10 protein-coding genes are annotated in these 14,845 nt (G+C 35.1%); 4 read left to right on the top strand and 6 right to left on the bottom strand.

The features are described 5' to 3' along the window. Positions 1–27: 27 nt before the first annotated feature. The gene (locus Q1V95_RS06875; protein WP_300672067.1) at positions 28–1,308 is read right to left on the bottom strand and encodes a replication-associated recombination protein A; all 1,281 of its coding nucleotides are present in this window, start codon (positions 1,306–1,308) and stop codon (positions 28–30) included. 341 nt (positions 1,309–1,649) lie between these two features. On the opposite strand from Q1V95_RS06875, the gene Q1V95_RS06880 reads away from it, so the two are divergent. Continuing rightward, complete coding sequence (locus Q1V95_RS06880) at positions 1,650–2,345, top strand: hypothetical protein (RefSeq protein WP_300672069.1); 696 nt, start codon at positions 1,650–1,652, stop codon at positions 2,343–2,345. A gap of 9 nt (positions 2,346–2,354) precedes the next feature. On the opposite strand, the gene Q1V95_RS06885 is transcribed toward Q1V95_RS06880, so the two are convergent. The 4 genes from Q1V95_RS06885 to rlmN form a co-directional block, all read right to left on the bottom strand. Further along, positions 2,355–3,332 carry a polyprenyl synthetase family protein gene (locus tag Q1V95_RS06885; RefSeq protein ID WP_300672071.1) on the bottom strand — a complete coding sequence of 326 codons (978 nt, stop codon included), beginning with the start codon at positions 3,330–3,332 and terminating at the stop codon, positions 2,355–2,357. A gap of 60 nt (positions 3,333–3,392) precedes the next feature. Beyond that, on the bottom strand, positions 3,393–4,268 hold the full coding sequence (locus tag Q1V95_RS06890) for a hypothetical protein (protein ID WP_300672073.1): 876 nt from the start codon (positions 4,266–4,268) through the stop codon (positions 3,393–3,395). A gap of 198 nt (positions 4,269–4,466) precedes the next feature. Beyond that, positions 4,467–5,423 carry a sterol desaturase family protein gene (locus tag Q1V95_RS06895; protein ID WP_300672120.1) on the bottom strand — a complete coding sequence of 319 codons (957 nt, stop codon included), beginning with the start codon at positions 5,421–5,423 and terminating at the stop codon, positions 4,467–4,469. A 22-nt stretch (positions 5,424–5,445) separates the two neighbouring features. Beyond that, positions 5,446–6,480 (bottom strand): 23S rRNA (adenine(2503)-C(2))-methyltransferase RlmN, encoded by a 1,035-nt coding sequence (gene rlmN, locus Q1V95_RS06900; RefSeq protein ID WP_300672122.1) that lies wholly within the window; start codon positions 6,478–6,480, stop codon positions 5,446–5,448. A 197-nt stretch (positions 6,481–6,677) separates the two neighbouring features. Between rlmN and Q1V95_RS06905 the strand changes: the two genes are divergently transcribed. Together Q1V95_RS06905 and Q1V95_RS06910 are read left to right on the top strand one after the other, a co-directional pair. Continuing rightward, positions 6,678–7,394, top strand: coding sequence for a hypothetical protein (locus Q1V95_RS06905; RefSeq protein ID WP_300672075.1), 717 nt, complete (start codon positions 6,678–6,680; stop codon positions 7,392–7,394). 95 nt (positions 7,395–7,489) lie between these two features. Continuing rightward, positions 7,490–9,823, top strand: coding sequence for a GAF domain-containing protein (locus tag Q1V95_RS06910; RefSeq protein ID WP_300672076.1), 2,334 nt, complete (start codon positions 7,490–7,492; stop codon positions 9,821–9,823). Positions 9,824–9,895: 72 nt separating this feature from the next. Here Q1V95_RS06910 and Q1V95_RS06915 read toward each other — a convergent pair whose 3' ends face one another. Next, complete coding sequence (locus tag Q1V95_RS06915) at positions 9,896–11,098, bottom strand: Pycsar system effector family protein (protein WP_300672078.1); 1,203 nt, start codon at positions 11,096–11,098, stop codon at positions 9,896–9,898. A gap of 25 nt (positions 11,099–11,123) precedes the next feature. Here Q1V95_RS06915 and Q1V95_RS06920 point away from each other — a divergent pair, with 25 nt between their 5' ends. Further along, on the top strand, positions 11,124–14,798 hold the full coding sequence (locus tag Q1V95_RS06920; RefSeq protein ID WP_300672080.1) for a metallophosphoesterase: 3,675 nt from the start codon (positions 11,124–11,126) through the stop codon (positions 14,796–14,798). The last annotated feature ends 47 nt before the right edge of the window (positions 14,799–14,845 follow it).

Here is a 14,845-nt window from a genome sequence, read left to right on the forward strand (position 1 = left end):
TCGCTCCTACGGAGTTTTCAAAAAAAACTATTCATAACGACTTCCCCACTTTTTATTGAGTTGGTCTTTAATTTTTTGTTCAGTAGAATTTTGCCCAGGCTGGTAGAATTGCAATCCCGAAATATCTTCTGGTAAAAACTCTTGATCCACAAAATTACCTTTGTGCGAATGCGCATATTGATAATCTTTGCCGTAATTCATATCTTTCATCAGCTTGGTTGGAGCATTTCTGAGATGTAAAGGAACTGGCAAATTCCCAGTCTGCTTAACCAAAGCCATCGCTTCGTTAATCGCCATATAAGCCGAATTACTTTTGGGAGAAACCGCCAGATAAATCGCTGTTTCGCTGAGGATAATTCGCGCCTCAGGATTTCCAATCACGTTAATCGCTTGGAAACAATTATTCGCCACCACCAAGGCATTAGGATTCGCAAGACCAATATCTTCTGATGCCAAAATCACCAATCGACGTGCTATAAATTTGATATCTTCACCGCCAACCAACATCCTTGCAAGCCAATAAACAGCAGCATTTGGATCGCTTCCACGGATGGACTTTATGAAAGCCGAAATAATGTCGTAATGTTGTTCACCATTTTTGTCATAAAGCGCCATGTTTTCTTGTAAAACAGACAAAACCTCATCATTGGTGATATGTGTAATTTTTGAGTTTTTAAACTGATTAAGCACCAACTCAATCGAGTTAATCAATTTGCGTGCATCACCACCAGAATATTGGATAAAAGCTGCTTTATCATCGAGGACAAATTCGGTTTTATTGAGTTCATTATATTTCTGAAGACTTGTGTCTGCCAACTCTTCTAACTTTTCAAAAGTCAAAGCTTTAAGAACATAAACTTGGCTTCGTGATAAAAGTGCAGAGACAACCTCAAAACTAGGATTCTCTGTTGTGGCACCAATCAAGACAATCCAACCTTTTTCGACAGCATGTAACAAGGAGTCTTGTTGAGATTTATTAAATCGGTGAATCTCATCAATGAACAATATCGGCGACTTTCCCGAAAACAAATTTTGCTTTTTTGCATCTTCAATAACATCGCGTACATCTTTAACACCAGAAGTAACCGCACTTAGCTTGTAGAATTTTCGTTTTGACTGTTCCGAAATAATTTCAGCCAAAGTCGTTTTTCCCGTTCCCGGAGGTCCCCAAAAAATAAGAGAATTAATTGTGTCATTCTGCAACATACGACGAATAGGACCTTGCGCTCCCGTCAAATGTTCTTGACCAACTACTTCATCCAAAGTTTTAGGACGTAAAATCTCTGCTAAAGGCGAATTGTTATTCATATTTCAAAATTACGAAATACTAATATCTTGTCTAAAAATTTTGATGAAACTTTTCTAATCTTACTTCAAAACACTCTCAACTAAAATTTAGACAAATTCTAAAGAACAAAAAATTTTAATCAAAATACTATGCAAAGAATATAATCGAAACATTGCTTAAAAAAACTAAAAAAAGTATTCGCAAAAAAACATGAAACAGTTTTGATATAATTTAAAAATAATTCCATACAAAAACACTATCATCAAATATTTAATACTAAAAATAAAAATACGATAAAATAATTATTACTTTTATATTAAGTATGTAACCGAATTTACAAGCCATTTTAAAACTAAAACCTATGAAAACAAAACTTTATTTTTTAGGAGTATTATTTAGTCTTAGCTTGAACGCACAAGTTGGTATTAATACACCCACACCGCAAGCAACGCTGCATGTCAATGGAAATTTAAAAGTAAACTCGATTCCCGAAACCAATAATTTGACAAATTTTAAAATTCTAACTATTAACGAAACAACCTCCGAATTTAGCAAATGCAACGCTTCCCTACTTCTATCTGGAAACACTGCTTCTAATATTACGAAAGTCGTATCCTCTGGCGGAACCATACTTAGCGGAAATCTGTTTACAGGTTGGGATCGTCTTAGCTTTACTAAAGATGCCAATTTTGAAAATAATTTTGACGAAACAACTTCGACCTTTAAAGTTCCTGCTTCGGGTGTTTATGAAATTAGTTTCAAATACCGATATGGCACAGGCATCCAATTGTCAACACTTAATTTCGGTGGAACACCAAGAATTGGAATTCTAAAACATAAAACATCAGGCGGCTATACAGAAATTGCTAAAAAGGAATTCAGTGGTGCTACATTACCTTTGGTACTCAGCATTTTGATAAGTGATACCGAAATTAATACCGTGCAAAGATTAGCCAAAGACGATGTCCTATCTTTCGAATATAACAAAGGTGGGATTTCGATAAATTTATTAAGCAACTATACATCAGAAATATTAATCTATAAAATCTCTGATTAAAAAGAAGTTTTAAAGCTTTCTGCTAATCACATAATCCAGCATTAACTGCAAAGATTTTTTGGCTTCAGAATCAGGAAACTCCGAAAGAATGTCCAAAGCTTTTTGCTGATAATCTTTCATGACTTTGATAGCGTAATCCATTCCGCCAGAAGTTTTAACATATTCCACCAACTCTCTAACCTTTTTAGGATCGTTGTTGTAACGCTTTATCGTGTTAAAATACTTTTTGTAATTCTCAGGCGTCGAAGTTTTAAGCGCATGAATTAAAGGCAAAGTCATCTTTTGCTCTTTAATATCGATGCCTACAGGCTTTCCAATAATGTTACTGCTGGTATAATCGAACAAATCATCTTTAATCTGAAACGCCATCCCAGTATAAGTTCCGAAGTCTTTCATTTTCTTTGCAAGAACTTCGTCGGCATCATTGGATAAAACACCAACTTCGCAACAAGCAGCAATTAAAGTAGCCGTTTTTTGACGGATAATCTCATAATAGACATCTTCGGTAATATCGAGTTTTCTTGCTTTTTCTAATTGCAACAACTCTCCTTCTGCCATCTCACGAATTGTACGAGAAATAACCGAAAGCAAGTCAAAATCTTTATTATCTGTAGAAAGCAAAACCGATTTTGACAACAAATAATCGCCTACAAGAACAGCGATTTTATTCTTCCAAAGCGCATTAATTGAGAAGAAATTCCTTCTTTTAAAACTCTCATCCACAACATCATCGTGTACCAAAGTCGCCGTGTGAATCAACTCAATCATCGATGCTCCACGATAGGTTTTCTCATTAACGTCACCAACTAATTTTGCACAAAGAAAAACAAACATCGGACGCATCTGTTTCCCCTTCGTTGTCACGATAAAACGAGTCACTTTATCCAACAAAGACACGTTACTCTTCATCGATTCATAAAACTTTGTTTCAAAAAGTTTCATCTCGTTACTTATCGGACGTTTGATTTCTTCTACAATATTAGCCAAAGCAAGAATTATTATGTAATACGCAAAGATAATTTTTTCTTTGCGAGAAACGAAATTTCGTTATTTTAATTTTTCAATTGGAATAAAATACAATCGCGGCTTCACAGTTCCTAATGGTGTACGGAAAAGCTCGCTCGAGAGATAGATTCCTTCGCTATTAACAGCAATCCCTTCTATCTGGCCAACCGACAATGCACTTCCAAGATGGTACTTTTTTCCTTTTTTAGAAAAGAAAAAGCCATCTTCCGTTTCTTCGAAAACCATTAGATAGACTTGCGTCATCTTCGTATAGCCAACCAAATAAAGCTTTTTATCAAAATAAGCTGCATCTGTCACAGCAAATCCTGTCTCGTAAGATTCTATCTTTTTTGCGGGTTGCTGCTCAAAAACATTGGGATCAACTTCATAGCGTGTAACCGCTTTACTCACCCATTCTTTTGTAAAAACCTGAAGTTTATCCTTATAAAAAATCATTGCCTCACCATCGAAATCGGTATTTAGATTTTTGGAAGTGAAATCTTTTTGTTCAGGATAAAAAAAGCTAATAACTTTTGTGGAATCAACTTGGAATTGCTCTCCAGAAAAAGGAATTTTATACATTTTTAAATCCTTTCTCGTTCCATCATTATTTCCAAAATCACCAACATAGAAATTGGTAGAATCTTTGGCAACTGCTTCCCAATCGCGATTGTGTAATTGCGTTTTGATGACTTTAGAAATTTTGCCATCTTTTGGATTCAATAAAAATAAATCGCCAGCATTGCCACTATCATTAAAACTGATAAGCTGATCACCAATAAAATCTAAACCAGAACTCTCTCTTAATGAGTCCGAAAGATCAGCGACTTTGTAGTTTTTAATTTTAAAAATCTCTGATTGTTGGGCAAATCCGAGATTCACACAAAAAACAAAGATTAATAAAATTTTTATTTTCATAAAAGTCTAGAGTCTATTAAAAATTTTACCGATTTTTTTTAAAAGTATTCACTCCTTCTTTGCTAAATTTTCGTGCCTCTTTGAGCCCATTTTCCACTTCATATTTTTGATTTATCGCGATAAATCTTCAAACATGAAGCAAAAAATCCATCTCAAATAATCTATGAAAATTTTTAGCAATAAAATCTAAACAGACTCTTAGGCGATTTTTGAATCTTCTTTTGGCGATTCTTTAGCTTTTGCTTGCGCATTTTTTTTAGCCCAATATTCGCGTTGATAATCGCTAACCGTTTTCCCTGTTCCATCATGACGCCAGCCTGGAGAATTAAATATATAATTAAAGCGGTCTTTAAGCGTCAAATTAGGTTGACGTAGATCTTTACCAATCTTTCTCCATTCGTACAACAAAGTAGTTAATGGTCCATCGTCAGGCATTTTTGGATAGATACCAAACTTTACTGGAACTTTTGGATCCTCAGGCTCGAATGTTCCAAAAATTTTATCCCAAAAAATAAACACCATTCCCATATTTTTGTCCAAATACTTGATGTTACAACCATGATGAACACGGTGATGCGACGGCGTTACCAAAATATATTCTAAGAATCCCATTTTCTTAACCGTTTGTGTATGCACCCAAGTTCCATAGACTTGTCCAACAGCATAACACACCATAATTGACCAAGGATTAAATCCTAAAAATGCCAAAGGAGAAAAGAATAAATAACGGTATAATGGTTGGAAAACTGGACTTCTAAATCCTGTTGTCAAATTGAAATATTCGGAGTTGTGGTGCGTAATATGTACTGCCCAAAAAGCTCTAGATTTGTGATCAACCAAATGATGGAAAAAGTAAGCCAAATCCGTTGCCATAAAGCAAAGTAGCCAATAATACCAAGTTCCCAAATCGAAATTGAAAATTCGGTAACTATAGAAGAAAAACATTACGCCCATCGCAAATGCCTTCATGATCAAGTCAAGACTGAAATTCATCAAGGCGAGATAGATGTTCGTGAACAAATCTTTTTTGCTATATAACTTGGCTTGTGCCACGCTGCTGTATATCATTTCCGCCAAGATAACCGTCACGTGCAGTGGAACTGACCACAAATACACACTTTCTAAAGCGTTTTCCCCAAATACAAAATCCATGATTTAAAGTAAAATATTTATAAAATTATTCTGCTGTTTTATTTGCTAATTGTCCACAGGCAGCATCGATGTCGCCACCACGACTTTTTCTTACCATTACTGTCACACCAGCCTTCTCCAGCTCGCGAACATAACGTTCTTCTGCCTCAATACTACGATGATCAAACTTGCCTTCGCCAATCGGATTATATTGTATCAAATTAACTTTGGATGGTACTTGTCTCGCATATTTTATCAATGCTTTAATATCTTCGTCTTTATCGTTAATATCTTTCCAAACGCAATATTCGAATGTTATAACCGAACCCGTTTTCTGATACCAATACTGCATGGCGTCCATAATATCCGTTAAAGGAAATTTATCCGAAAACGGCATTATTTCGTTTCTGGTTTTCTCAACCGCCGAATGCAGTGACAATGCCAACTTAACACGAAGACCTTCGTCCGCCAACATTTTTATCATCTTTGGTATCCCAGAAGTTGAAACCGTTATTCGTCTTGCTGACATTCCCAATCCTTCTGGTTCCGTAATTTTTCGAATGGCTTCGACAACGTTTTTATAGTTCATCATTGGCTCGCCCATTCCCATAAATACGATGTTAGAAAGCGGTCTATCAAAATACATTTTGCTCTGGCTGTCAATTAGAGCAACTTGGTCAACAATCTCTGCAACCTCTAGATTACGCATTCTTTTCAACTTTGCCGTAGCACAAAACTCGCAGTTAAGCGAACATCCAACTTGTGAAGAAACACAAGCTGTAGTACGTGTTTCGGTTGGTATCAATACAGATTCTACCAACAAACCATCATGAAGTTTAACACCATTTTTGATGGTTCCGTCTTTCGATTTTTGCAAAAGGTCAACAGCAATAGGATTGATAAAAAAATCACGCATTAAGCTTTCTCTCAAATTTTTTGAGAGATTGGTCATATCTTCAAACGAATGTTGATTTTTGCTCCAAAGCCAATCGTAGACTTGCTTCGCACGAAAAGGCTTTTCGCCGATACTTTCGAAGTAATCTTTTAATTGGTCAAGCGTCAATGTGCGGATATCTTTCAAATCAAAACTATTTTTGCGCTGCAAAGATAAGGCTTTTCATATAGAGCGTATCTACTTCTCAAATTGATTTCGAAAATTGGAACAGATTTGGTTTTAATTCAAAAATAAGGAGCCAACTAGATTGCGTATATTTGTATAGATTTCATTTTTAAAACAAATATTTTTTAGTTTAAAAAGTGTAAAAAACGAGATTAACATTGAAAAATTTAATACTATTCATTGCATTATTTTTGACATCATTCTTTATGAATGCACAAGAATTGAATTTAAAAAATACAAAATGGAAATCTAAATCTTTCTGGAGTTCTGGTCACGGAATTGGTTCTGAATTATACACGGATAAAACACCAGATCCTTACAAGGATTTTTACTATGACATAAGTTTTGACATCGAAAACTTTTCAACGACCAACATTAGAGAGCCAGAAAATAACATCAAACAGATAAAAGGTAAATACCATCTTTTTGCAAATAATTATTTAAAACTTAACATCGAAAATATTGTTTGTGCCAATCCAAAAGAAAAATGTTCGCTTACTTACGATCGGGATTATACGCAAATATATAGATACAATTATACAGATAATACAATCGAATTTACGAATACCCAATTCCAAGATTCTTGGATTGATAAAATTGTAAGCAAGTATTTAGCAAATTCTAAAAACGAAAATATTAAAAAAGCGGTCTCGGAAAATTACTATATCGAGTGGCTTCCCTTAGAAACAAAAAAAATCAAAGGCAAGTCTTATTCGATTGTAAAAATGGTATATGAAGTTAAAAAAGGGGACAAAAATTTTGACTTTCAAAGTGCAACTTTTCGTTACAAAGAACTCACCAATCTTTACATACAGCTTCCCGCTGAAGTTTTATATGAAATGAAAAATGGAAAGCTCGAAGAATGGAAAAACTAATAACCACCGAAACTTTGCTAAACATTAATTTAATAATAAAAAATGCAATTTATCAAAAACTAAAAATTTGATAATGGCAAAATGCATAATTTGATATGACAATAAATCAACCTTTTGATACGCCATTTGTTGTAAGTTTCACCTTTGAAACTTTGATACAAGAAATGCAAAATCTGGCTAATGAAGATGCACTTTACGCAGAACAACATGCCTATGTATTAAATGAACTGAAAAAAAATCCTCGCCTTGCTGACCCAATTACAGATAGGTCGTTAAGTGAGCATGATTTTTTTTACAAGCAGCTTCTCAAAGACCTTTTCCCACCTTTGTTGACCGAAAACGAAATTAAAGCTGTGGGAATTCCGTTTGCTAATTTCATTTATAATCCAACCAAACGTTTTCAAAAAATCATTGAAAATGCTGGCGAAGATTTTTACTTGCAAATTAGCGGTTTCACGCCAGAACAATTTTACGTATTAAGTTGCTGTGTGATTTTGGACTCTTATTTTAAAGCACCTTTCAAAATCGATTTTCCTTTTATCTACGATATTCCTAGCAAGGAAGGTTATCTTAACCATTATCGAATTTTGACCAACGCCGATTTTCTTGAAATTATTCCTTTGGAAAATTCGAAAATCTTAAGCGCTGAAGAAATCGAAGAATTGGTGGACAATTACGACAATATTGAACTTTGGAAAGAAAAATTTCCTCCAAAATCATGGAAAATAAAAGGTTTCGGAATTATCAATATGTATGATGCGACTTCGGAAATTGCAGTTTCAAATCTTAAAAGCCAATTGATACAAGCCAAAGACGATTATAGTAATATCAAAGAAAATATCACATCTATTTTTAGATCTATTTTTAGAATTGCCGATTTGGATCTTGGTTACACAGCGATTAACTACAAAGAAAATAAGTTCGAAATTACACCGATTAATACGGTTATCGAAAGTAAAATTTTATCGACCATTCCGAAGCAGTTTTTCAATGACAAAGTACACGAGGCTTTGCTTCAAAATGCAAAAGACAATAGAAAATACTTCGCCATTTCGGACATTGATAAAGTTGGACAGGACAAATCGGAAGGTTTTATTATTTCTAATTTTAAAAAATTAGGTATTAAAAGTGCGATTTTTGCACCACTTTATAAAAACCAAAAATTACTTGGTATTATCGAGCTAACCTCCGCTAGCAAATCGCTTAATAGCATTAACGCCAACAAAATGAATGGTGTTATTATCTATCTAGAAGATACGATTAATCAACTTTACGAATATCTCGAAAACCATGTCGTAGCGCTTATCCAGCAAGAATATACGAGCATCCATCCAAGTGTCTATTGGAAGTTCCACGATGAAGCGATGAAGCATATTAATATCGGTTATGAGCATCCTGACAAATTGCCTTACAAAAGCATTACTTTTGAAAAGTTAATTCCTTTTTATGGTCAGTCGGATGTTAAAAGTTCGAGCAACGAGCGTAACAAAGCGATTTTAAAAGACATTCAGATTAATCTGGATTTGTTGATTTCTTTATTGATGAAAATCTCTAGCGAAAAAAGTCTAACACCGCTCATTGAAAAAATAACCGACAAACAAAATGAGTTGCAGCATGGCCTAAAAGCCAATACAGAAAGCGAAATTCAAAATTTTCTACAAGACGAAATCTATCCAAGTCTTAACTTATTAAAATTTGATAGTCTTCAAAACAATGAAGAAATCACAGCTTATTACAAACATTTGGAAAAAGATTCGCCGATTGCTTATCATTACAGAAAGCAGTTTGACGACAGTATTTCCAGAATTAATAAAGAGCTTAGCAACCTAATTGACAAACGTCAAGACGAGCAGCAGAAGCGTTTTCCTTTTTATTATGAACGTTTCAAAACAGATGGTGTCGAACATAATTTCTATATGGGAGCGAGCATTGCGCCTTGGTTGAGTTTTGATGAAGTTTACCTAAAAAATCTTAGAATTTGGCAACTTCGCGTTATCACAGAAAGCGAAATAACTTTCAGAAAACTTCGTGAGACGCTCGCAACAAAACTAGATATTACTTCCTTAATTTTGGTATATAGCACGCCGATTAGCATTCGTTTCCGAATGGATGAAAAACGCTTTGATGTTGATGGTAGTTACAATGCACGATACGAAATGATAAAAAAACGCATCGACAAATCGCACATCAAAGACAGCAACGAACGCCTTGTAAAAACTGGAAAAATAAGCATCGTCTTTTCTCAAGAAATTGAAAAAATAGAATATCTAGAATTTATTAAAATCTTGCAAAACGAAGGTCATCTAAAAGATGATGTCGAACTTTTACAGATTGAAGATTTGCAGGGTATTGCTGGGTTACAAGCCATCCGCGTTGGCGTTAACTACGCAAATACGCCAATGAAATATGAGTTCTACCCTGAAATTTAAAATTAAGTATATGCAATAAAACGACTTTATAAAAAAAGGCTTTTCAAGAAAATTTGAAAAGCCTTTTTTGTTTTAAATCACATCACGAAATGCCAAATAAAAGGCAATCACCGAGACCAAAATCCCAATCGTGAAAATCGTGTAAGTTGTTCTTAATAATTTGTACTTTCGGTTGAGGACAACGCCCAGATAATATAAATCACGAACCATACTGTCATACAGATAAGTTTTGTCTTTCATCATTTCTTTCATTGCCCAAATATATTCGTCAATTGGCATTTTATGAAAGTTCCCGAAAAACAAAAGATTAACTTTTTGGTCTTCAATTTCCTTTCTCGTAAAGGTTCCGCCTGATACTTTTGGACGTGTCGACATAATCGCCATAATAATACTTGCCACACTAAACGCCACCATTATAAAAGTTGGTATTACCAAATGCGCATTTTTCGGGGAATCTAACTTCGGAATAATCGTCGACAACGCCACCGAAATAATAATCGCATTAACCGATAACAAAATGTTGGCTTTGGTATCTGCAATTTGGCTAAGTTTGGTATGGTTGTTCATCGTCACACGAAACATCGTTTCGATGCCACGTTCTGGGGAATCGAGCTTTTCTAATTTTTTCTTGTTTAACAAAGCTTTTTCGTCTTCCGTTTTTTTGGAATTATCTTTCTCCTTTATAAGTTCTGCGATTTTGTCACGCGTTTTTTCGATATTCTTCGTTTTTTGTTCCTCCCAATTATTTTTTGCATAATCGGTATAAAACTGATGTTGCTTAGTCAAGAACAGCAAATTGGTATTTGCCCAATCGAGTTTGCTGATTTTCTTTTGATAAACACCTTTGCATTCTTGACGCAATTTTTCGGTAATTTTAAAAAAATCATCAGACCCAATATGCGAGCTATCGGCATCTTTTATAATTTTTTCTAATAAATTTTGAGGTTGATAAGTCACCGAAGTTGCGTGGATTAATTGCTTAACAGCTTCAATTTCTTCATCAGAAACTTGCTCTTGTTTCAAAAAATTTTCCGCTTCTTGCATGCCCACATTTTCGTGCACAGAACAAGTTTGGCAATAACCAACGTCGTGGAACCAAGCTGCCAACGTCAATATTTCTTTATCCTTTTCATTGATGTTCTCCTCATTAGCTAATAAATTTGCTGCAGCAACAACACGTTTGGTATGTTCAAGATTATGAAAAGAATAAACTGGAGAAAGCTTATCTTTGAAAAGTTGAATAACATATTGTTCGGCTTTATTGACGATGTTCATTCTAATAAATGTTTGATTCAAATTTATGAAAATATTTCCTGCAAAATATACGATGCTTTCTGCATTGGCAATTATAAGCATTTCTTGTGCCACAGAAAAGGCGCAATTTGGGAAAAATCTTAAAAATGCTGCACCTCCAGAAAAGATGAGTGCGGACAATATTGCGCATACATTCTACCTTGCTGGTGATGCTGGAAACGCCGACCAAGACCATGCTAAAAAAATTCTGGGACAGTTAAAATCCAAACTCGACTCTGCCAACGAAAACAGTACTTTGCTATTTTTGGGTGACAACATCTATCCGCGAGGTCTTCCTCCAAAAGATTCTAAAGACCGAAAACTGGCAGAAGAAAAATTGGACAACCAAATTGCTTTGGCTAACAACTTCAAAGGTCAAAGTGTTTTTGTGCCAGGTAACCACGATTGGTACAGCAAAGGAATAATTGGTCTAAAAGCCGAGCAAGATTACGTCATCGAAAAAATGAACGATAAAAAAGCTTTTGCTCCGAAAAATTCTTGTGCCATCGAAACTCGAAAAATTGGAAAAGACATTGCTTTAATCTTTATCGATTCCGAATGGTTTTTGGCAGATTGGGACAAAAACCCAGGCATTAACGAAAAGTGCGACATCAAAACGAGAGAGGATTTCTTCACAGAATTTGAAGATCAACTTTCTAAAAATCAAAATAAAACAATCGTTGTAGCACTTCATCATCCGATACTCGACCACGGATCGCACGGCGGTTATTACTCGATGGAGAAGCAATTGTTTCCTTTAGAAAACAAAATCCCTCTACCAATCCTCGCGACGGGAATTAACCTGATGCGGGCAACGGGCGGAATAACGCACCAAGATTTATCAAATCCTAACTATCGTAAATTTTCAAATAGAATTCAGACTTTAATTGCGGATAAAGAAAATGTAATCCTTGTTGCTGGTCACGATCATAACCTGCAGTACATCGAAAAAGGCAACATTAGACAAATTATTAGTGGCGCAGGATCCAAGTCGGAAGCTGCTGCTGCCATTAACCCAAACGATTTTTCTTATGGACAAAATGGTTATGCTGTTCTTAACATTTCGAAAGATGGCGATGCGGAAGTTTCTTATTTTGGAAGAGAAAATGATAAGGAAAAATTACTTTTCAGACATTCGGTTTTAAAAGCTAAAACTCCAACGCCTATTGAAACACCGAATAGTTTTCCAGCTACGACTACCACAAGTATTTATAATCCTAAAGATACCAAGAAGTCTAAATTTTACGAATGGCTTTGGGGCAAAAATTACCGTGACTTATACGGTACAAAAATCGTTGCGCCTAATCTCGTTTTGGATACATTATTTGGAGGTGCCAAACCGACAAGAGCTGGTGGCGGACATCAAACCAATTCTTTGCGCCTTAACACGCCCAAAGGCGAATATGTGATTCGCGCTTTACACAAAAGCGGTGTTCGATTTTTACAATCGGTGGCTTTTAAAGACCGCTATGTTGTCGATGATTTTGATGGTGGTTTTGCTGATAAGTTTTTATTGGACTTTTATACGTCTTCCAATCCTTACACACCTTTGGCAGTTGGTCCTTTGGCTGAATCTATTGGCGTTAAGCATACTGATCCTAGTTTGGTTTATGTTCCGAAACAAAAAGCTTTGGGCGACTACAATCAAAAATTCGGCGATGAATTATATTTCCTCGAAGTTCGACCAACAGAGACTGAAGAAAATCCAAATAAAGTCCTAAGTACTGATGATGTTCTCAAACTTTTAGCTAAAGATGAAAAATACAAAATGGACGAGTCTGCCTATATCCGTGCAAGATTGTTCGATATGCTAATTGGCGATTGGGACAGACATTACGATCAATGGAAGTGGGAACAAAAAAATGTTGGCGACAATGTTTTCATCTCTCCAATACCGAAAGATAGAGACCAAGCTTTTGTAAAATATGATGGTTTTTTGACAAGAATGATTTTGGACTTTCCAGGACTTCGACACATGCAAAGTTTTGAGTCAAAAATTAAAAATATCAAATGGTTCAATATGGAGCCGTTCCCACTAGATCTTGCGTTTACCAACAATGCAAGCGAAGAGGATTGGAAAAGAGAAGCCGAATATATCCAAGCGCACATAACGACAGATGTTATTGATGAAGCTTTCAAAAATTTACCAAAAGAAGTTCAGAATTCTGAAATTGATAAAATAAAACAAAATCTTGAAACGCGTAAAAAAGACCTCGTCACTTATGCAAAGGATTATTATAAAGTTTTAAGGAAAAACGTTGTATTGGTCGGCACTAACAAAAAAGATAAATTCGAAATTACAAGACTTCCAAATCAAGAAACGGAAGTTAAAATTTTTAGAAATAAAAAATCTGGCGAAGAATTAACATTCCAAAAAACTTATAATAAAAAAGAAACATCCGAAATTTGGATTTATGCGCTTGGTGACGACGATGATCTTATTGTAAAAGGCAAACAAAATAATCCGATTAAACTGCGACTTCTTGGTGGTCTCAACCACGATACCTACGATATCGAAAAAGATAATCGTATTAGTATTTACGATTATAAATCTAAAAAGAATACAATTCCGGCAAATGATACGGCAACTTTAACGGACGATTATGACCTAAACGAATACGACTACAAACGCTTGAAATACAGCTTCTGGACTGCAAGTCCAACAATTGGTTACAATCCAGATGATGTTGTTATAGTTGGGATGAATACTTCCTTTGTTAAAAATGGATTCAAGAAAAATCCTTTTGCTGCGAAACATACTTTAAAAACCAATTATTTCACAGGATCTAACGGCTACGAAATTGCGTACCAAGGTATTTTCCCACGTTTGGTTGGCAACTGGTTTTATGCTGTTGATGCAGGTTTTACAGCATCTCACTTTATCCGAAATTATTACGGAATGGGTAACCTAACTGTTAATAATGAAGATGCATTTGGTGAAGATTTCTATCGTGTTCGTGCTAAAGATTTCTATGTTAAACCATCGATTAACTGGCGAAAAAACGCGAGTTTATTCACTGCAGATTTGGTTTACGAAGCTTTAAAAATCGAAAATACTTCGGGACGTAATATTAGTCTTCCAAATGTTGTTGATCCTAATGTTTTCAAAACACAACATTTTGGTGGTCTCGATTTAAAATTTGATTTTGAAAACTTAAACAAAAATGTAAACCCGAGTTTGGGAATGAAGTTTAAAGCGGCATTTAGTTATCGTCAAAACCTTGAATATAAAGAAAATAGAGTCCCGAGCTTTGAGACTGGACTTGGTTTTATCCATTACATCACTAACAACGAAAAGCTTGTTCTTAGTACTTTTGCCAATGCAAAATGGTTACTTTCCAATGATTATCAATTTTTCCAAATGGCAACGTTGGGCGGAAATCATAATTTGCGAGGTTTTAGATATGACCGTTTTTATGGAAAATCTAGCTTCTATCAAACCTCGGATCTAAGATTAGATTTGGGAACAATCAGAAACGCTTATCTACCAATTAATGTGGGGATTTTCGCTGGTTTCGACTACGGTCGTGTTTGGATTCCAAATGAGATTACTGACAAATGGCACAACTCTTACGGACTTGGACTTTGGATAAATGCTTTAGACAAAGTTGGTGTTACAACAAGTTACTTCCGATCTAGTGATGGTGGAAGATTGACATTCGGATTTGGTGTCGATTTTTAAACATAAAAAAAGGAGAAGTTTATAAGCTTCTCCTTTTTGTTTGTATA

It is taken from the genome of Soonwooa sp. (assembly GCF_030151385.1).
In the GTDB taxonomy this organism is placed as follows: Bacteria; Bacteroidota; Bacteroidia; order Flavobacteriales; family Weeksellaceae; genus Soonwooa.

Bases quoted from the DNA above. Each gene is read 5' to 3' on its own strand.
- Q1V95_RS06875 (WP_300672067.1), bottom strand. From the start codon at position 1,308: ATGAATAACAATTCGCCTTTAGCAGAGATTTTACGTCCTAAAACTTTG.
- Q1V95_RS06880 (WP_300672069.1), top strand. From the start codon at position 1,650: ATGAAAACAAAACTTTATTTTTTAGGAGTATTATTTAGTCTTAGCTTG.
- Q1V95_RS06890 (WP_300672073.1), bottom strand. From the start codon at position 4,268: ATGAAAATAAAAATTTTATTAATCTTTGTTTTTTGTGTGAATCTCGGA.
- Q1V95_RS06910 (WP_300672076.1), top strand. From the start codon at position 7,490: ATGACAATAAATCAACCTTTTGATACGCCATTTGTTGTAAGTTTCACC.
- Q1V95_RS06915 (WP_300672078.1), bottom strand. From the start codon at position 11,098: ATGAACATCGTCAATAAAGCCGAACAATATGTTATTCAACTTTTCAAA.
- Q1V95_RS06920 (WP_300672080.1), top strand. From the start codon at position 11,124: ATGAAAATATTTCCTGCAAAATATACGATGCTTTCTGCATTGGCAATT.